We start from the raw sequence: 19785 nt of genomic DNA, 5'->3' as shown, positions 1-19785 counted from the left end.
TTTGTATAGGCGGGTGAACAAATTTTGAATTATATTAGCAATCAATTACTAAGCGGTTTAAACCCCGTTCAGCAGGAAGCTGTCAAAACAACGGACGGGCCTCTTTTGCTGATGGCGGGAGCGGGAAGCGGAAAGACGCGTGTCCTGACACATAGAATTGCTTATTTAATGGCAGAAAAGCATGTGGCGCCGTGGAACATTCTGGCAATCACATTTACAAATAAAGCGGCACGCGAAATGAAAGAACGTGTGGAAAGCATCCTCGGACCCGGCGCGGACGATATCTGGATTTCCACATTCCACAGCATGTGCGTGCGGATCTTGCGCAGAGATATCGACCGGATTGGGATCAACCGAAATTTCTCCATTCTTGATACGGCTGACCAGCTTTCAGTGATCAAGGGGATTTTGAAGGAGCGCAATCTTGATCCGAAGAAGTTTGACCCGAGAAGCATCCTCGGTACGATCAGCAGTGCGAAAAACGAATTGACTGAACCGGAGGAATTCTCTAAAGTTGCCGGCGGCTACTACGATCAGGTGGTCAGCGATGTATATGCTGATTATCAGAAGAAGCTATTGAAAAACCAGTCGCTCGATTTTGACGATTTGATTATGACGACGATTAAACTGTTTGACCGAGTGCCGGAAGTACTTGAATTTTATCAGCGCAAATTCCAGTACATCCATGTTGATGAGTATCAGGATACGAACAGGGCGCAATACATGCTCGTTAAGCAGCTTGCCGAGCGTTTCCAGAACCTTTGCGTTGTGGGGGATTCAGATCAGTCAATCTACAGATGGCGCGGCGCGGATATCACCAACATCCTTTCATTTGAAAAAGATTATCCGAATGCAAGCGTGATTTTGCTAGAACAAAACTATCGTTCAACGAAACGGATTTTGCGCGCGGCAAACGAGGTCATTAAAAACAACTCTAACCGCAAACCGAAAAATTTGTGGACGGAAAACGATGAAGGTATCAAAATTTCCTATTATCGCGGTGATAATGAATTCGGTGAAGGACAGTTTGTGGCCGGTAAAATTCATCAGCTTCACAGCTCAGGCAAGCGGAAGCTGTCTGATATCGCCATATTATACCGGACAAACGCGCAGTCCCGTGTGATCGAGGAAACGCTTCTCAAAGCGGGCTTGAACTATAACATTGTCGGCGGCACAAAGTTCTATGACAGAAAAGAAATTAAAGACATTCTTGCGTACCTGCGCCTCGTATCCAATCCGGATGACGATATCAGTTTCACGCGCATTGTCAATGTGCCGAAGCGCGGAGTCGGCGCGACATCACTTGAAAAAATCGCTTCGTATGCGGCCATAAACGGCTTGTCATTTTTCCAAGCGATTCAGCAGGTTGATTTTATCGGCGTCAGTGCCAAAGCGGCAAACGCGCTTGACAGCTTTAGACAGATGATTGAAAACCTGACCAATATGCAGGATTACTTATCCATTACAGAGCTGACAGAAGAAATTCTTGATAAGACGGAATACAGAGAAATGCTGAAGGCTGAGAAATCGATCGAAGCCCAAAGCCGTTTAGAAAATATCGACGAGTTCCTGTCTGTTACGAAAAACTTTGAACAGAAAAGTGAAGACAAGACACTCGTTGCGTTCCTGACAGACTTGGCGTTGATCGCAGATATTGATCAGCTCGACCAGAAGGAGGAAGAGTCAGGCGGCAAGGATGCAATCACCCTGATGACACTGCACGCCGCGAAAGGACTGGAGTTCCCGGTTGTTTTCTTGATGGGGCTTGAAGAAGGCGTCTTCCCGCACAGCCGTTCACTCATGGAGGAAGCGGAAATGGAAGAAGAACGCCGCCTTGCGTACGTTGGGATTACAAGGGCGGAACAGGAGCTTTATCTGACCAATGCTAAAATGCGCACCTTGTTTGGCCGGACAAATATGAACCCGGAATCTCGCTTCATTGCTGAAATACCGGATGATTTATTGGAAAACCTAAATGAGAAAAAAGAAACAAGAGCGACGTCTGCGAGAAAAATGCAGCCGAGACGCGGCCCTGTTTCACGCCCGGTATCCTACGCCAGCAAAACAGGCGGCGACACCTTGAACTGGGCAGTCGGAGATAAGGCGGGCCATAAAAAATGGGGAACAGGAACTGTTGTCAGCGTGAAAGGCGAAGGAGAAGGGACGGAGCTCGATATTGCCTTCCCGAGCCCTGTCGGCGTGAAACGCCTGTTAGCAGCATTTGCTCCTATTGAAAAGCAGTAATTGAAGAGGAAAGGAAGAAGCAGATGGACAAAGAAACAGCGAAGCAGCGGGCAGAAGAACTGCGCCGCACCATCAACAAGTATAGCTATGAATATTACACCTTAGATGAACCGAGCGTCCCAGATGCCGAATACGACAGATTGATGCAGGAGCTGATTGCGATTGAGGAGGAGCACCCAGACCTCAGAACGCCTGACTCTCCTACGCAGCGCGTCGGCGGAGCTGTGCTTGAAGCGTTTCAGAAAGTCACCCACGGCACACCGATGCTCAGTCTGGGCAACGCCTTTAATGCTGATGATCTTCGTGATTTCGACCGCCGTGTGCGCCAAGCCGTCGGCGACGATGTGGCGTATAATGTGGAGCTGAAAATAGACGGTCTTGCTGTTTCTCTCCGTTATGAAGATGGCTATTTTGTCAGAGGGGCCACAAGAGGTGACGGAACGACGGGAGAGGATATTACGGAGAATCTGAAGACGATTCGCAATATCCCCCTCAAAATGAACCGTGAGCTGTCGATCGAAGTGCGCGGCGAGGCGTATATGCCGAAGCGTTCGTTTGAAGCTCTTAATGAGGAACGGATTAAAAATGAGGAAGAGCCGTTCGCCAATCCGCGAAATGCCGCGGCGGGATCTCTCAGGCAGCTCGATCCGAAAATTGCAGCGAAACGAAACCTCGATATCTTCGTCTACAGTATAGCGGAGCTTGACGAGATGGGTGTGGAGACGCAAAGCCAAGGGCTTGATTTTCTCGACGAACTCGGATTTAAAACGAATCAGGAACGAAAAAAATGCGGCGACATAGAAGAAGTCATTACGCTGATCGATGAGCTTCAGGCGAAGCGCGCTGACCTGCCGTATGAAATAGACGGCATTGTCATTAAAGTCGATTCTCTCGATCAGCAGGAGGAGCTCGGTTTTACGGCGAAAAGCCCGCGCTGGGCCATCGCGTATAAGTTTCCTGCTGAAGAGGTCTTGACGAAGCTTCTCGATATCGAATTAAATGTCGGCAGAACGGGTGTGATTACGCCGACCGCGATTCTTGAGCCGGTAAAAGTTGCCGGCACAACGGTCTCAAGAGCATCCCTTCATAACGAAGATTTAATTAAAGAGAAGGACATTCGGATTTTGGATAAGGTTGTCGTCAAAAAAGCGGGCGATATCATCCCGGAAGTTGTGAATGTCCTCGTTGAACAGCGCACAGGAGAAGAAAAGGAATTCAGCATGCCGACGGAATGTCCTGAATGCGGCAGTGAGCTCGTCCGGATCGAAGGAGAAGTGGCGCTTCGCTGCATTAACCCTGAATGTCCGGCGCAAATCCGGGAAGGGCTGATCCATTTCGTTTCCCGCAATGCCATGAACATTGACGGGCTCGGCGAACGAGTGATCACACAGCTGTTTGAGGAAAACCTTGTCCGCAATGTGGCAGATTTATATAAGCTGACGAAGGAACGAGTCATCCAGCTCGAGCGCATGGGTGAAAAGTCCACTGAAAACCTGATCAGCTCCATCCAAAAATCAAAAGAAAATTCGTTAGAGCGTTTGCTGTTTGGGCTTGGCATCCGCTTTATCGGATCAAAGGCTGCAAAGACGCTTGCCATGCATTTTGAAAGCTTGGAGAACCTGAAAAAAGCCTCTAAAGAGGAACTTCTCGCGGTAGATGAAATCGGTGAAAAAATGGCTGATGCTGTGATCACCTATTTTCATAAAGAAGAAATGCTTGAACTCTTGAATGAACTTCAGGAGCTGGGCGTAAACACGCTCTACAAAGGCCCGAAAAAAGTAAAAGCAGAGGACAGCGACTCTTACTTTGCCGGTAAAACAATTGTTCTGACAGGAAAGCTGGAAGAGCTGTCAAGAAACGAAGCCAAAGCGCAAATCGAAGCGCTGGGCGGAAAGCTGACTGGAAGCGTCAGCAAAAACACAGACTTAGTCATCGCCGGAGAAGCGGCGGGAAGCAAGCTGACAAAAGCACAAGAGCTGAACATTGAAGTGTGGAATGAAGAACAGTTAATGGGAGAGCTAAAGAAATAAGAGGAGTGTTTTCTATTGAAAAAGACGTTGGCATTGGCGGCAACGGCGGCAGTATTAATGCTGTCTGCCTGCTCGTCAGGTTTTGGGGGGGAGAAGGAGGAAGAGATTACGCAAAAGACGGCGAAATCGTCAGAAAAAGCGATTGTCCCGAAATATAATATCTCTGACTCCTATTACAAAATGGTGCTGCCGTTTAAGGCAGGCAAAGCGCGCGGCTTAACAACGGAACAGCTGAATACTAGGCTGGACATTGACGAGTTTGAAACAGGGCTGATGCGTCTTGCCCAAGATTCTTTCTCGACTGACGATTATCTGTTCCAAGAAGGACAATATTTAGATGAGGATACAGTATTAAGCTGGCTGGCACGGAAAAAAACGGGCTCTGATTTGAAAAAAGCCGAAAAAGAAGATAAAAACTTCAAAAATGAAGGCTTGAACCCGGCGCTCCCGAGTTCTGGTTCAACAGAAGAAAAGAACGAAAGCAGCCCGATTTATTTAGCATCCATGCTTGAGCACGATTATTTAGTCAGAAAAGACAAGAATTCTATCCAGCTTGGCGGCGTCATGATCGGACTGGCGTTAAACTCCGTGTATTACTATCGTGAAAAAACTGGCGACCCGCAAAAAGAAGTGGAGATTAAAGACAGCACGCTTCGCCAGCAGGGAGAAAAAATTGCACAGGAGGTTATTAACCGCCTCCGTAAAAAGGATAATTTGAAGAATGTGCCGATTACCGTCGCGCTTTATAAGCAGGCGTCAAAAACATCGATTGTGCCGGGGAACTTCATCGCCAAAACAGAGGTCAAAGCAGGCTCTACTGATATCTCAAATTGGGATGACATCAATGAAAAATATGTATTCTATCCGGCGGATACAACCACAGTAGAAAAATACCCGGATGACACCGAGGTCTTTAAGCGGTTCAAAAATTCAATTGAAGAATATTTCCCGAACTATACAGGCGTTGTCGGTACAGCGCTGTATGATAATGATGAAATGAAGAAAATGAAGATTGACATACCAATGCAATTCTACGGAAAAAGTGAAGTTGTCGCGTTTACCCAGTTCTTAACGGGTGAAGTGATGGACTACTACTCTAAGAGCTCAGTTGATGTCGAAGTCAATATCACGTCCTCAGACGGACAGGAAGCGGTCATTATCCGCAATGCTGGAGATAAAGAGCCGACTGTTCACATTTATGACTGATAGAAAACCCTTGTGCCATATTGGCACAAGGGTTTTTATGTTACAATTAACAGGAAAAGGGAAAATATTTCCGCTTCTGCCGAAACACAAATCAAGGGGAGGTATGTTGATGCTGGAAATCGTGTGAAAACAATCATTATCAAATCTATAGCAATGAAAGGATGTTAGACGTGCATAAAGATATCAAAAAAATATTTCATGAAGAGCAGGTTTTGGCAGAAGCTGCAGCGAGATACGGTTTCTCAAAAGATCAGGTGCGTTTTCTGGCTGATGCGGAAAACTATGTATATGAATGTATGAAAGACAATCAACCCTATATTTTAAAGATTACCCATACGATTCGGAGATCTTCTGATTATATAATGGGAGAGATGGAATGGCTCCGTCACCTTGCAATAGGGGGAATTTCAGTAGCCAAACCGCTCCCGTCGCTGAACGGAAAAGACGTAGAAGCAGTGCCGGACGGAAACGGCGGGTCATTTTTATTGAGAGTGTATGAGAAAGCGCCAGGGCAAAAAGTGGATGAATCGGACTGGAATGAAACGCTATTTTATGAGCTTGGCAGATACACAGGCAGCATGCACAGCCTGACAAAAAGCTACAAATTGAGCAATCCCGCTTTCAAAAGACAGGAATGGGATGAAGAGGAGCAATTAAAGCTGAGAAAATATGTGCCTGAAGATCAGATAAAGGTGTTTCAGCAAGCCGATTCTTTGATGAATGAACTGCGGAGGCTCCCGAAAAGCCAGGACAGCTACGGCTTGGTACATGCGGATCTGCACCACGGCAATTTTAACTGGGATCATGGCAAAATCACGGCATTTGATTTTGATGATATCGGCTACAACTGGTTTGTTAACGATATTAGCATTCTTCTCTACAATGTCCTGTGGTATCCTGTTGTGCCATATGATGATAAAGCTGCGTTTACAGAAAAATTTATGACGCATTTTATGAAAGGGTACTGGGAGGAAAATGAGCTTGATCCTGCATGGCTGATGATAATACCTGATTTCCTCCGCCTTCGCCATATGCTGATTTACGGATTGCTGCATCAGATGTTTGACCTTAACACAATAGGAGAAGAGGAAAAAGAAATGCTGGCCGGTTTCAGAAGAGATATAGAGAATGGCACGCCGATTACAGCATTTGATTTTTCAGCACTGGTGTAGATAGAAAAAGCCAATGGGATTCCAGTCCCATTGGCTTTTATAATGTATCACACTTCACGCCGACTACGCCTTCAATGGCTTTAATGTCATAGTAGACATCGGTCGTGTATCTGTTTTTATGGACGCGGACCTTCACTTCCATAATTGGAAAATCCTTTTCGCCCAGGTCGTCGATCCGAACGGAGTGTGCTTTGATATCTCTTCTTTTCATTTCTTTTAAAATCTCTGTCATTTTGTCTTTATCAGAAAGTGACATTCTGATGCGGATGTCTTTTTCCTGCAGGCGGTCGGGGCCGATTTTTCTGACCACCCATGGGAGAAATTCCACACTGATCAGGATGAACAGAAGACTGGCAAACGCTTCTTTATAAAAACCGGCTCCCGTAGCCAGCCCGAGCCCCGCTGCCCCCCAGATCATGGCCGATGTCGTCAGGCCGGAAATGACATCATTGCTTTTTCGCAGGATGACACCTGCGCCGATAAACCCGACGCCGGAGATGATTTGTGCCGGCAGACGAAGCGGATCCATCATGATGCGGTAGTATTTAGGGAAATGATATGCCGCATTAATACTGACGATCGTCAGCATGCATGAGCTGACTGCGATGACGATACAGGTTTTTAATCCGAGCGGCTTATTTTTTAATTCGCGTTCAAGCCCGATGACCATGCCAATCAATGTGGCAATGCCCAATTTCAATAAAATATCAGGATCAATATACCAGCTCAACAGCAACTTCCCCCTTCTCTAAGGTGTTTTTAAATAAATATGATTTTCTCACAGTATTTATAGCAAAACAAGAGCACAAAAGCCACCAAGCTGCGCTTGATGGCTTATTGCTTACTTTTTGCGTTTTAACAGCTTTTCCATGACACCGAATAATCGGTAAGAGGCTTTTGCAGGACGTTTTGTGATCATGCTGACAATGATGCCGGCAATCATACTGAGAATAAACCCAGGGATGATTTCGTACACACCGGTTGATTTTGCCAGGCCGGTTGTAATCCAGATCAACACGGTCGCAGCCCCGACAATCATGGCAGCAAGCGCGCCCCATTCGTTCATTCGCTTCCAATACAGACTGAGCAGAATCGCTGGCCCGAAAGCTGAACCGAAGCCGGCCCAAGCGTATCCGACCAAATCAAGAATGGTGCTGTTCGGGTTCAATGATAAGAGTACCGCGATAACGGCAATGACTAAGACGGACAAACGCCCGATCATGACCAATTCTTTATCAGAAGCTTTTCGTCTGAAAAATGACCGGTATAAATCCTCTGTTACAGCACTTGCTGTGACTAAGAGCTGTGAGGAAATCGAACTCATGATGGCAGCCAAAATAGCTGACAATAAGAACCCTGTAATTAATGGGTGGAACAAGATTTTAGAGAAGATAATGAAAATCATCTCCGGATCCTTTACAGCAACTCCGAATTTATGGGCGTATGCAACACCGATTAAACCCGTCAGCACGGAACCTAGAACTGTAATGATCATCCAGCTCATACCGATTCGGCGTGCAGGTTTTAAATCTTTAATGTCTTTAATGGCCATAAATCGGACGATGATATGAGGCTGGCCGTAGTAGCCCAACCCCCAGGCTAAATAGGAAATAATGCTAATGACGCTCGCGCCTTTAAAAATATCCAATAAATGTGGATTAACAGCGTCGATTTCATGGAAAGTCGGAGCAACGCCGCCCACATGGGTAAAAGCAACGATCGGCACAAGCACTAGTGCTGCAAACATGATCGCACCCTGCACGAAGTCAGTCAGACTGACAGCAAGGAAACCGCCAAACAGTGTGTATAACACGACAACTGCAGTGGTCAGAAACAAGCCTAATTTGTAATCCGCACCAAAAGCAGATTCAAACAGCCGTCCGCCAGATACCATACCGGAAGAGGTATACAATGTGAAAAAGATCATGATGATCAATGCAGATACGATTTTCAGCAGTGATGAAGAATGCTGGAATCGTTTATCAAAGAAATCAGGAATCGTAATCGCATCATCCGCCGCTTCCGTATAAGCACGCAGCCTTGGAGCCAGCAGCAAGTAATTTGAGTACGCCCCGATTGTAAGACCTAAAGCAAGCCATAAGGTGGACAGCCCTGTCGCAAACATCGCGCCGGGAACACCCATCAGCATCCATCCGCTCATATCGGCCGCACCGGCAGACAAAGCAGTAACGAATGGTCCGAGGCCTCTTCCTCCAAGCATGTAATCATTGATGTCAGTGGTTTTCTTGAATGCATACCAGCCGATTAACAGCATGGCAATAAAGTAAATTCCTAAAGATATAATAATTTCAATACTCACGTTTTACCCTCTCTTCATTTCTAATAATGTTGCATCACCTCTCAAATTGATGGTGCCAGTTAAGCAGCCTGGCGTAAGTGCAAAACAAAAGAAATTCTTTTGCGGGTGCACTTGGTAACTTAACCTAACAAAGTATTCCCGGCCATTCAAGCGATGAAACCTTGATCATGAGCGAGAAATACCGTTACAAACCTAGAAGGGAATAAAGAATAAAACGCTTTCAAAAAATAATTAAAGTAAAAATATTCAGAAAAATATTTCGTTTCTCCTTCTCCTCATTTTAGTATAAAATATATAGGGTATTGTTTCGAAAACACAGGCCTGTCTTAAGGCGTTTTGTTGCTTTAAAGGGCTTGTTTTTGATATGATCAGTATTATATGACTTAACGGAGAAATATGTGGAGGTGGATCATATGTCACGAATATCAATAGAAGAAGTAAAGCACGTTGCACACCTTGCAAGACTTGCGATTACTGAAGAAGAAGCAAGAATGTTCACTGAACAGCTCGACAGTATCATTTCATTTGCCGAGGAGCTTAATGAGGTTAACACAGACAATGTGGAGCCTACAACTCACGTGCTGAAAATGAAAAATGTCATGAGAGAAGATGAAGCGGGTAAAGGTCTTCCGGTTGAGGATGTCATGAAAAATGCGCCTGACCATAAAGACGGCTATATTCGTGTGCCATCAATTCTGGACTAAAGGAGGGACACAAGAATGTCATTATTTGATCATAAAATCACAGAATTAAAACAGCTCATACATAAAAAAGAGATTAAGATTTCTGATCTGGTTGACGAATCTTATAAACGCATCCAAGCGGTTGATGATAAGGTACAAGCCTTTTTGGCATTAGATGAAGAAAGAGCGCGCGCATACGCGAAGGAGCTTGATGAGGCGGTTGACGGCCGTTCTGAGCACGGTCTTCTTTTCGGTATGCCGATCGGCGTAAAAGATAATATTGTAACAAAAGGGCTGCGCACAACATGCTCCAGCAAAATTCTTGAAAACTTCGACCCGATCTACGACGCTACTGTCGTTCAGCGCCTTCAAGACGCTGAAGCTGTCACAATCGGAAAACTGAACATGGATGAATTCGCTATGGGATCATCTACAGAAAACTCAGCTTACAAGCTGACGAAAAACCCTTGGAACTTAGAAACAGTTCCCGGCGGTTCAAGCGGCGGTTCAGCGGCTGCGGTTGCTGCGGGAGAAGTTCCGTTTTCTCTTGGATCTGACACAGGCGGCTCCATCCGTCAGCCGGCATCTTTCTGCGGCGTTGTCGGATTAAAACCTACATACGGACGTGTATCTCGTTACGGTCTGGTCGCATTTGCGTCTTCATTAGACCAAATCGGGCCGATTACACGTACGGTTGAGGATAACGCGTTTTTACTTCAAGCGATTTCCGGCGTAGACAAAATGGACTCCACGAGTGCAAATGTGGACGTGCCTGATTTTCTTTCTTCATTAACTGGCGACATCAAAGGACTGAAAATCGCCGTTCCGAAAGAATACCTTGGTGAAGGTGTCGGCAAAGAAGCGAGAGAATCTGTCCTGGCAGCGCTGAAAGTCCTTGAAGGCCTCGGCGCTACATGGGAAGAAGTGTCTCTTCCGCACAGTAAATACGCGCTTGCGACATATTACCTGCTGTCATCTTCTGAAGCGTCAGCGAACCTGGCACGCTTTGACGGCATCCGTTACGGCTACCGCACAGACAACGCGGATAACCTGATTGACCTTTACAAGCAAACGCGCGCTGAAGGTTTTGGAAATGAAGTCAAACGCCGCATCATGCTTGGAACGTTTGCTTTAAGCTCAGGCTACTACGATGCGTACTACAAAAAAGCGCAAAAAGTGCGTACGTTGATTAAGAAGGATTTCGAAGACGTATTTGAAAAATATGATGTTATTGTTGGACCGACTACACCGACACCTGCGTTTAAAATCGGTGAAAACACGAAGGATCCGCTCACAATGTACGCAAACGATATCTTAACGATTCCGGTCAACCTTGCCGGCGTACCGGGAATCAGCGTGCCATGCGGATTAGCAGACGGTCTTCCGCTCGGCCTGCAAATCATCGGAAAACACTTTGATGAAAGCACTGTATACCGCGTTGCTCATGCATTTGAACAAGCGACAGACCATCATAAAGCAAAACCTGAACTGTAAGGGGTGAAAAGAATTGAACTTTGAAACGGTAATCGGACTTGAAGTCCACGTTGAGTTAAAAACAAAATCAAAAATTTTCTCAAGCTCTCCAACGCCATTCGGCGCGGAGGCGAATACGCAGACAAGCGTTATTGACCTCGGATATCCGGGCGTCCTGCCTGTTCTGAACAAAGAAGCCGTTGAATTCGCAATGAAAGCCGCTATGGCGCTCAACTGTGAGATCGCAACGGATACGAAGTTTGACCGCAAAAACTATTTCTATCCTGACAACCCGAAAGCGTATCAGATTTCTCAATTTGATAAGCCAATCGGCGAAAACGGCTGGATCGAAATTGAAGTCGGCGGCAAAACAAAACGCATCGGCATCACGCGCCTTCACCTTGAAGAGGATGCCGGAAAACTGACGCATACAGGCGACGGCTATTCTCTTGTTGACTTTAACCGCCAGGGAACGCCGCTTGTTGAGATCGTATCAGAGCCGGATATCCGCACGCCGGAAGAAGCGTACGCGTATCTTGAAAAGCTGAAATCCATCATCCAGTATACAGGCGTTTCTGACTGTAAAATGGAAGAAGGCTCACTTCGCTGTGACGCCAATATCTCTCTTCGTCCGATCGGCCAAGAGGAATTCGGCACAAAAACAGAATTGAAAAACTTGAACTCCTTTGCGTTTGTTCAAAAAGGCCTTGAGCATGAAGAAAAACGCCAGGAGCAGGTTCTTCTTTCCGGCGGCGTCATCCAGCAAGAAACTCGCCGTTATGATGAAGCAACGAAGAAAACCATTCTTATGCGTGTCAAAGAGGGATCTGACGACTACCGTTACTTCCCAGAGCCGGATCTAGTCGAGCTCTACATTGATGATGAATGGAAGGAACGCGTAAAAGCAAGCATTCCTGAGCTTCCGGATGAGCGCCGCAAGCGTTATATCGAAGAGCTTGGCTTGCCTGCATATGACGCGATGGTTCTGACGCTGACAAAAGAAATGGCTGATTTCTTCGAAGAAACCGTTCAAAAAGGCGCTGAAGCCAAACAAGCGTCTAACTGGCTGATGGGTGAAGTGTCAGCTTACCTAAACGCAGAACAAAAAGAGCTTGCCGACGTTGCCCTGACACCTGAAGGCCTTGCCGGCATGATCAAATTGATTGAAAAAGGAACCATTTCTTCTAAGATCGCGAAGAAAGTGTTTAAAGAATTGATTGAAAAAGGCGGCGACGCTGAGAAGATTGTGAAAGAGAAAGGCCTTGTTCAGATTTCTGACGAAGGCGTGCTTCTGAAGCTTGTCACTGAGGCGCTTGACAACAATCCTCAATCAATCGAAGACTTTAAAAACGGAAAAGACCGCGCGATCGGCTTCCTAGTCGGACAGATTATGAAAGCGTCCAAAGGACAAGCCAACCCGCCGATGGTCAACAAAATTCTGCTTGAAGAAATTAAAAAACGCTAATAAAAAAAGCAGCCCGCAGAGGCTGCTTTTTTTATGGTCAAATTGAGATAAAGACTGAGATGAGGGCCCGGAGCCTTTCAACTTCTTTGTCGTTGGTTCCGGTCAAATTGGACAGCATGCCTTTAATAATCGGCTTGCGCGGTTTATCCTGAGTCAATTCTTCCTCGATAACATCAAGTGACACGGTGATATCCTCGGGCAGCGTGCTGTTTTCTTTCACTTTCTGAATGTCCTCAAGCAGCTGGTCCTTCCCCGCAGGCATCGGGTTGAAAATGTCTTTTGACACAATCGGATTGAGTGCAGAACGGCTCAGCCCCTGTACAAGATCATCCAGTCTCTCAATAATAAAGGCTGAGATTTCTTCTGCATCGATATTAAGCTCACCGTTAAATACCATCACGTTCATATAAGAATGCACAATGCCTCTTGCCATGATGGACAGATCTGCGACATACCGCTCGATTCCTTCGCCATAGGATACCAGCAAGGCGTTCCGGTACAGCTTATCCGTCTCCATGGTTACTTTGTAAAAGTATTGCTTGATTTCTTGATTTTCCGGAATGATATTTTCGGTAAGCAAAAGAACGATAAAATCTTTATGATCACGAAAATCCTCAAATTGAGCGCCAATTTGTTTTTTCAAAACTTCTTTAGGCGGCTTTCCTGCGAGATCTTCTTCTATATTTTTCATTTTGTTCATAGACATACCGATATAATATTCACAGGCAGATAACAGCAGCGCTTCTTTCGATTTGAAGTGCAAATAAAAAGCGCCCTTCGAAATGCCGCATTCACTGGCGATTTCTTGGATCGTCGTAGCTGCGAATCCTTTTTTCGCAAATAAACGAATGCTGGTTTTTATGATTCTCTCTTTTTTTTCATTCATGACGTGCTTCCCCTTAATCCTTGAAAAATTTAGTAAAATTTTCTGGTATATGAGTTGACGTTGTTGCGTTATAACGTTTAGTATTATATAGAATGACCAGTCAGTCAATAAAAAATGTAATGGAGGATATGATGAACCACGTTATTAATTTCGTTCTGAAAAACAAATTCGCCGTATGGCTGATGACGATTATTGTAACGGCAGCCGGCTTGTATGCGGGTATGAATATGAAGCAAGAGTCTATTCCTGACGTGAACATGCCTTACTTGACGATCAGCACGACATATCCGGGTGCGACACCAAGCCAAGTGGCTGATGAAGTGACCAAACCGGTTGAACAAGCCGTGCAGAACTTGGACGGTGTCAGCGTTGTGACGTCGACGTCCTATGAAAACGCATCGTCGGTCATGATTGAATATGATTATGAGAAAGATATGGACAAAGCGAAAACAGAAGCAGCTGAAGCGTTAGAAAACGTCAGCCTGCCTGATGACGCGAAGGATCCGGAGATTTCACGCTACAGCTTGAACTCATTCCCGATTCTGACGTTAAGTGTGTCCAGTGATAAAGATAACCTGCAAGAGCTGACGAAAAAAGTGGAGGACAGCCTCGTTTCTAAGCTTGAAGGCATAGAAGGCGTTGCGTCCGTCCAAGTATCGGGCCAGCAGGTGGAAGAGGTTGAATTCTCTTTCAAAGAAGACAAACTGAAGGAATATGGCCTTGATGAAGATACAGTCAAGCAAGTGATTCAAGGTTCAGATGTGACAACTCCGCTTGGATTGTACACATTCGGAAACGAAGAAAAATCTGTCGTCGTCAGCGGCGATATTGAAACAATTAAAGATTTGAAGAATATGAGAATCCCGACGGCATCAGCTTCAAGTGCAGGCAGCAGTGCAACATCTCAAGCGGCGGCGCAGAGTGCACAGGCAGCCCAAAGCGCGCAAGCGGCAGCACAGGCGCAGCAAAGAGCAAGCACAGCAGTGCCGACGGTCAAGCTTTCTGACATTGCTACAATTAAAGATGTGAAAAAAGCTGAATCCGTTTCACGCACAAATGGCAAAGACAGCATCGGCATCAACATCGTCAAAGCAAACGATGCGAATACGGTAGAGGTTGCCGACAATGTCAAAGCTGAGCTGAAGAAGTTCAAAGAAGACCATAAAGGCTTCAATTACAGCGCAACTCTCGACATGGCGGAGCCGATCACACAGTCAGTTGACACGATGTTAAGCAAAGCCATTTTCGGTGCTATTTTTGCGATTGTGATTATTCTCTTATTCTTAAGAGATATCAAATCAACATTAATTTCGGTCGTTTCAATTCCGTTATCATTGCTGATCGCACTCCTTGTGCTGCAGCAGCTTGATATCACATTAAATATTATGACGCTCGGCGCAATGACCGTTGCCATCGGACGTGTAGTCGATGACTCCATCGTTGTGATCGAGAACATTTATCGCCGAATGAGACTCAAAGACGAGCCGCTCCGCGGAAAAGCCTTAGTTCGTGAAGCGACGAAGGAAATGTTTAAGCCGATCATGTCATCGACGATCGTGACAATCGCGGTATTCCTGCCGCTCGCACTTGTAGGCGGACAAATCGGTGAATTGTTTATTCCATTTGCCTTAACGATTGTTTTTGCGCTTGCCGCATCCCTGGTGATTTCGATCACGCTTGTGCCGATGCTTGCACACAGCCTGTTCAAAAAATCATTAACGGGCGCGCCGATTAAAGCAAAAGAACACAAACCTGGCAGACTTGCAAACATCTATAAAAAAGTATTGAACTGGGCGCTGAGCCACAAATGGATCACGTCTATCATCGCTGTTCTGATGCTCCTTGGAAGCTTGTTCCTCGTACCGTTAATCGGTGCCAGCTACCTGCCGTCCGAGGAAGAAAAAACGATGCAGCTCACATACAGCCCAGAACCGGGTGAAACGAAAAAAGAAGCCGAAAATGAAGCTGAAAAAGCAGAAAAAATCCTGCTTGACCGCAAGCATGTCGATACGGTTCAGTATTCATTAGGCTCTGGAAGCCCGCTTGCCGGAGGAGATTCTAACGGTGCGTTATTCTATATCAAATATGAAAGCGACACACCTGACTTTGATAAAGAAAAAGATAACGTTCTGAAGGAAATCCAAAAGCAATCTGACCGCGGAGAATGGAAGTCACAGGACTTCAGCTCTTCAGGAAATAACAACCAATTAACATACTATGTGTATGGCGATTCTGAAAACGATATTAAAGACACGGTCAAAGACATTGAAAAAATCATGAAAGATGAAAAGGATCTGAAAAACGTAAATTCAGGCCTTTCCAGCACATATGATGAGTACACATTTGTCGCTGACCAAGAAAAACTAAGCAAACTCGGTTTAACCGCGTCTCAAATTTCTCAGGCCTTAATGTCACAAACATCGCAAGAACCGCTCACCACCGTGAAAAAAGATGGCAAAGAGCTTGATGTGAACATTAAGACAGAAAAAGACGAGTATAAGAGTGTGAAAGATTTAGAGAATAAAAAGATCACTTCCGCGACTGGCCAGGAAGTCAAAATCGGCGATGTGGCAAAAGTGAAAGAAGGATCAACATCAGATACCGTGTCAAAACGTGACGGAAAAGTCTATGCGGATGTCACAGGTGAGGTTACATCTGACAACGTCACAGCCGTATCAGCTGCTATCCAGAAGAAAATCGATAAGCTAGATCATCCTGATAACGTATCGATTGACACAGGCGGCGTATCAGCGGATATCGCTGATTCCTTCACGAAGCTCGGTTTAGCGATGCTGGCAGCAATAGCGATCGTTTACCTTGTGCTCGTGATTACCTTCGGCGGAGCACTAGCGCCATTTGCGATTCTGTTCTCATTGCCGTTCACAGTCATCGGTGCCCTGGTCGGACTTTACATATCAGGTGAAACGATCAGTCTGAACGCAATGATCGGTATGCTCATGCTAATCGGTATCGTTGTCACGAATGCCATTGTCTTAATTGACCGCGTGATTCATAAGGAAGCGGAAGGCCTGTCTACGAGAGAAGCGCTCCTGGAAGCCGGCTCTACACGACTCCGTCCGATCCTGATGACAGCCATTGCGACAATTGGCGCCTTGATTCCATTAGCCCTCGGCTTCGAAGGCGGAAGCCAGGTCATTTCAAAAGGACTCGGCGTCACGGTTATCGGCGGTTTGATCAGTTCAACGCTTCTGACGCTCTTGATCGTGCCAATCGTATATGAAGTATTGGCGAAGTTCCGCAAGAAAAAACCGGGAACGGAAGAAGAGTAAAAAACTAAAAGCCTCAGCTCTGCTGAGGCTTTTGTGCGTTTTCATCTGTAAGATTATGTACATTTTGTTGCGATTTTTTTAACTCATAGTATAATTAAAGGTTGTTAGTGTAAAAATGGATCGGATACTCTTAAGTAGGATGATGAGATAATGAAACGTGCACGCATAATATACAATCCGACTTCAGGACGGGAGATCTTTAAAAAGCATCTTGCCCAGGTCCTGCAAAAATTTGAACAAGCCGGCTATGAAACCTCCACCCATGCGACGACATGCGCAGGAGACGCTACACACGCTGCCAAGGAAGCGGCATTGCGTGAGTTTGACCTGATCATTGCGGCAGGCGGAGACGGAACGATCAACGAGGTCGTCAACGGGCTTGCGCCTTTGGACAATCGTCCGACACTCGGTGTGATTCCTGTCGGCACAACGAACGACTTCGCCAGAGCGCTCGGAATCCCACGCGAGGATATTTTAAAAGCGGCAGATACGGTCATTAACGGCGTCGCCCGCCCGATTGATATCGGACAGGTCAACGGCCAGTATTTTATCAATATCGCCGGAGGAGGCCGTCTGACGGAGCTGACGTACGACGTGCCAAGCAAACTGAAAACAATGCTCGGCCAGCTTGCTTATTATTTAAAAGGAATGGAAATGCTGCCTTCACTTCGTCCGACAGAAGTCGAGATTGAATATGACGGCAAGCTGTTTCAAGGTGAAATCATGCTGTTTTTGGTCACGCTGACAAACTCCGTCGGCGGGTTCGAAAAACTCGCGCCGGATTCCAGCCTGAATGACGGCATGTTTGATTTGATGATACTAAAGAAAGCAAACCTTGCTGAATTTATCAGGGTCGCCACGATGGCGCTTCGCGGCGAACACATCAACGACCAGCACATTATTTATACAAAAGCGAACCGCGTGAAAGTCAATGTATCAGAAAAGATGCAGCTGAACCTGGACGGCGAGTACGGCGGCATGCTGCCGGGCGAATTCGTGAATCTGTACCGGCACATTCACGTCGTCATGCCGAAGGAGAAAGCGGAACAGCTGGATGACTAAAACTTGGCTTTGTAAGCCAAGTTTTTCTTTCGCTTAAAACAAGAGGTGAACATACATGAAAATGAAACCCCCAGTAGAAAAAAACGAATACTACGACGTGACATTTGAGGATTTGACCCACGAAGGAGCGGGCGTCGCAAAGGTGCAGGGCTTCCCGATCTTCGTGCCGAACGCCCTGCCGGAGGAAAAAGCCCAAATCAAAGTCACACGTGTCAAAAAAGGGTTCGCCTTCGGCCGCCTGATCGAGCTGAAGGAAGAAAGCCCGCATAGAACCGATGCTCCATGCCCGATTTACAAACAATGCGGCGGCTGCCAGCTTCAGCACATGACATACGAAGGCCAGCTCTTGTTTAAACAGAAACAAGTCAAAGACGTCTTAGAACGGATCGGCAAGCTGGACCTGTCAAACGTCACCGTGCACCCGACTCTCGGCATGGAAGACCCGTGGAACTATAGAAACAAAGCGCAGGTGCCGGTAGGAGAACGGGAAGGCGGACTCGTCGCCGGATTTTATCAGCAAAGAAGCCATGACATCATCGACATGAGCGCCTGCCTGATCCAGCAATCCAAAAACGACGAAGCCGTCCAAGCTGTCAAAGACATTTGCGCCAAATACGGCGTCAAAGCCTACAATGAAGAACGCCACAAAGGCTGGCTCCGCCACATCATGGTCAGATACGGCGTCGTGACGGGCGAAATGATGATCGTCTTCATCACAAGAACGAACGACTTCCCGCACAAAGCGAAGATCATCGAAGACATCACAGCAGCGTTCCCGCACGTCAAATCAATTGTGCAAAACATCAACCCAAACAAAACAAACGTCATTTTTGGCAACGAAACAAACGTCATCTGGGGCGAAGAATACATCTACGACCTCATCGGAGACGTCAAATTCGCCATTTCCGCCAGATCGTTCTATCAGGTCAACCCGGAGCAGACAAAAGTGCTCTACGACAAAGCGCTTGAGTACGCGGAGCTTCAAGGTGAAGAAACCGTCATCGACGCCTACTGCGGCATCGGAACGATTTCTCTATTTCTGGCGAAGAAGGCGAAAAAAGTGTACGGTGTAGAGATTGTGCCGGAAGCAATTGAGGACGCAAAGCGAAACGCAGAATTAAACGGCATCACAAACGCAGAATTTGCAGTCGGGGAAGCGGAAACCGTGATTCCAAAGTGGTATGAAGAAGGCATTACAGCTGATACGCTAGTCGTCGACCCGCCAAGAAAAGGCTGCGACGAAGCCCTCCTGCGGACGATTGTGGAGATGAAACCGAAGCGGGTGGTGTATGTGTCCTGTAATCCTGGCACGCTTGCGAGAGATTTGCGGGTGCTTGAGGAGGGCGGGTATGCTACGCGCGAAGTGCAGCCTGTGGATATGTTTCCGCATACGAATCATGTGGAGGTGACAGTGAAGCTTGTTTTAAAAGGTACAGCAGTTCATTAGACTGTACCTAATTAAGTAGTAAGAGGGGGGAAGATTGAAGTGTATTTTAACCTTTCCCTCTCAAATACATTTATCTGATTAAGATGCATTTAAACCTGTACCTATTCATCATTGATATTAGGGCTAGAAACAAGCATTCTATCGCTCTTTTGAAGGCTTGTGTTATCCTTTTAATTTAGATAGTAAACGTTTACTTTCGCTTTGTTGTAATAGCTTCGTCAGCAGGGTGGAAAAGTATACTACTTACCTGAATGTTTAGTTTATCAATAGTCTTGTTAACTCGCTCTTGTTCCTTTGTTAAAATAGGTTGTAAACAGCTAGTTCTCTTCTAATCGATACTATAAAGCCTTTCAGCTATTAAATATGCTTTATCATGGTTTTGATAACTTTCTTCTACAATATGTAAGGAACAATAAGAGGTTGTATACTTTGCATAGCCCCACTACATAAGACACAATTCTATCAAACTATCTAAGATGATTCTGAAAAAGCACATAACGCTATTTG

General features: G+C 46.0%; 12 protein-coding genes and 1 pseudogene. 10 read left to right on the top strand and 3 right to left on the bottom strand.

Going from position 1 to position 19785, the window contains the following annotated elements:
• The first annotated feature begins 24 nt into the window (after positions 1–24).
• The 4 genes from pcrA (at position 25) to ACQVGT_RS17110 (ending at position 6652) form a co-directional block, all read left to right on the top strand.
• Complete coding sequence (pcrA, locus tag ACQVGT_RS17125; protein WP_015383008.1) at positions 25–2244, top strand: DNA helicase PcrA; 2220 nt, start codon at positions 25–27, stop codon at positions 2242–2244.
• A 23-nt stretch (positions 2245–2267) separates the two neighbouring features.
• On the top strand, positions 2268–4274 hold the full coding sequence (gene ligA, locus ACQVGT_RS17120) for an NAD-dependent DNA ligase LigA (protein WP_015383009.1): 2007 nt from the start codon (positions 2268–2270) through the stop codon (positions 4272–4274).
• Positions 4275–4289: 15 nt separating this feature from the next.
• Positions 4290–5480, top strand: coding sequence for a CamS family sex pheromone protein (locus ACQVGT_RS17115; protein WP_015383010.1), 1191 nt, complete (start codon positions 4290–4292; stop codon positions 5478–5480).
• Between the two features lie 161 nt (positions 5481–5641).
• On the top strand, positions 5642–6652 hold the full coding sequence (locus ACQVGT_RS17110; protein WP_080030642.1) for a phosphotransferase enzyme family protein: 1011 nt from the start codon (positions 5642–5644) through the stop codon (positions 6650–6652).
• A 37-nt stretch (positions 6653–6689) separates the two neighbouring features.
• On the opposite strand, the gene ACQVGT_RS17105 is transcribed toward ACQVGT_RS17110, so the two are convergent.
• Together ACQVGT_RS17105 and opuE are read right to left on the bottom strand one after the other, a co-directional pair.
• Positions 6690–7388, bottom strand: coding sequence for an MgtC/SapB family protein (locus ACQVGT_RS17105; protein ID WP_010886431.1), 699 nt, complete (start codon positions 7386–7388; stop codon positions 6690–6692).
• 105 nt (positions 7389–7493) lie between these two features.
• Positions 7494–8972 (bottom strand): proline transporter OpuE, encoded by a 1479-nt coding sequence (gene opuE / locus ACQVGT_RS17100; protein ID WP_003242814.1) that lies wholly within the window; start codon positions 8970–8972, stop codon positions 7494–7496.
• Positions 8973–9385: 413 nt separating this feature from the next.
• Between opuE and gatC the strand changes: the two genes are divergently transcribed.
• The 3 genes from gatC to gatB are packed head-to-tail and all read left to right on the top strand — an operon-like array spanning position 9386 to position 12593.
• Entirely contained in the window at positions 9386–9676 is a 291-nt protein-coding gene (gene gatC / locus ACQVGT_RS17095; protein WP_015482902.1) for an Asp-tRNA(Asn)/Glu-tRNA(Gln) amidotransferase subunit GatC, read from the top strand.
• 15 nt (positions 9677–9691) lie between these two features.
• The gene (gene gatA, locus ACQVGT_RS17090; RefSeq protein ID WP_003233901.1) at positions 9692–11149 is read left to right on the top strand and encodes an Asp-tRNA(Asn)/Glu-tRNA(Gln) amidotransferase subunit GatA; all 1458 of its coding nucleotides are present in this window, start codon (positions 9692–9694) and stop codon (positions 11147–11149) included.
• Positions 11150–11162: 13 nt separating this feature from the next.
• The gene (gatB, locus tag ACQVGT_RS17085) at positions 11163–12593 is read left to right on the top strand and encodes an Asp-tRNA(Asn)/Glu-tRNA(Gln) amidotransferase subunit GatB (protein ID WP_003219444.1); all 1431 of its coding nucleotides are present in this window, start codon (positions 11163–11165) and stop codon (positions 12591–12593) included.
• An 18-nt stretch (positions 12594–12611) separates the two neighbouring features.
• Here gatB and ACQVGT_RS17080 read toward each other — a convergent pair.
• A pseudogene (locus ACQVGT_RS17080) lies at positions 12612–13479 on the bottom strand (TetR/AcrR family transcriptional regulator); the annotation flags it as partial.
• Positions 13480–13610: 131 nt separating this feature from the next.
• Here ACQVGT_RS17080 and srfP point away from each other — a divergent pair.
• The 3 genes from srfP (at position 13611) to rlmD (ending at position 19278) form a co-directional block, all read left to right on the top strand.
• Positions 13611–16769 (top strand): surfactin resistance protein SrfP, encoded by a 3159-nt coding sequence (gene srfP / locus ACQVGT_RS17075; protein WP_041517738.1) that lies wholly within the window; start codon positions 13611–13613, stop codon positions 16767–16769.
• A 150-nt stretch (positions 16770–16919) separates the two neighbouring features.
• Positions 16920–17831, top strand: a complete 912-nt coding sequence (locus ACQVGT_RS17070; protein WP_003233894.1) for a diacylglycerol kinase — start codon at positions 16920–16922, stop codon at positions 17829–17831.
• 55 nt (positions 17832–17886) lie between these two features.
• Complete coding sequence (gene rlmD / locus ACQVGT_RS17065) at positions 17887–19278, top strand: 23S rRNA (uracil(1939)-C(5))-methyltransferase RlmD (RefSeq protein ID WP_015482905.1); 1392 nt, start codon at positions 17887–17889, stop codon at positions 19276–19278.
• Positions 19279–19785: the final 507 nt, after the last annotated feature.

The sequence above is a fragment of the Bacillus sp. SCT118 genome (assembly GCF_058566435.1).
The sequence above is the reverse complement of the archived record's forward strand: the minus strand, read 5'-3'. Positions and strand labels throughout refer to the sequence as shown.

Bases quoted from the DNA above. Each gene is read 5' to 3' on its own strand.
- ligA (WP_015383009.1), top strand. From the start codon at position 2,268: ATGGACAAAGAAACAGCGAAGCAGCGGGCAGAAGAACTGCGCCGCACC.
- ACQVGT_RS17110 (WP_080030642.1), top strand. From the start codon at position 5,642: ATGTTAGACGTGCATAAAGATATCAAAAAAATATTTCATGAAGAGCAG.
- gatC (WP_015482902.1), top strand. From the start codon at position 9,386: ATGTCACGAATATCAATAGAAGAAGTAAAGCACGTTGCACACCTTGCA.
- gatA (WP_003233901.1), top strand. From the start codon at position 9,692: ATGTCATTATTTGATCATAAAATCACAGAATTAAAACAGCTCATACAT.
- srfP (WP_041517738.1), top strand. From the start codon at position 13,611: ATGAACCACGTTATTAATTTCGTTCTGAAAAACAAATTCGCCGTATGG.
- ACQVGT_RS17070 (WP_003233894.1), top strand. From the start codon at position 16,920: ATGAAACGTGCACGCATAATATACAATCCGACTTCAGGACGGGAGATC.
- rlmD (WP_015482905.1), top strand. From the start codon at position 17,887: ATGAAAATGAAACCCCCAGTAGAAAAAAACGAATACTACGACGTGACA.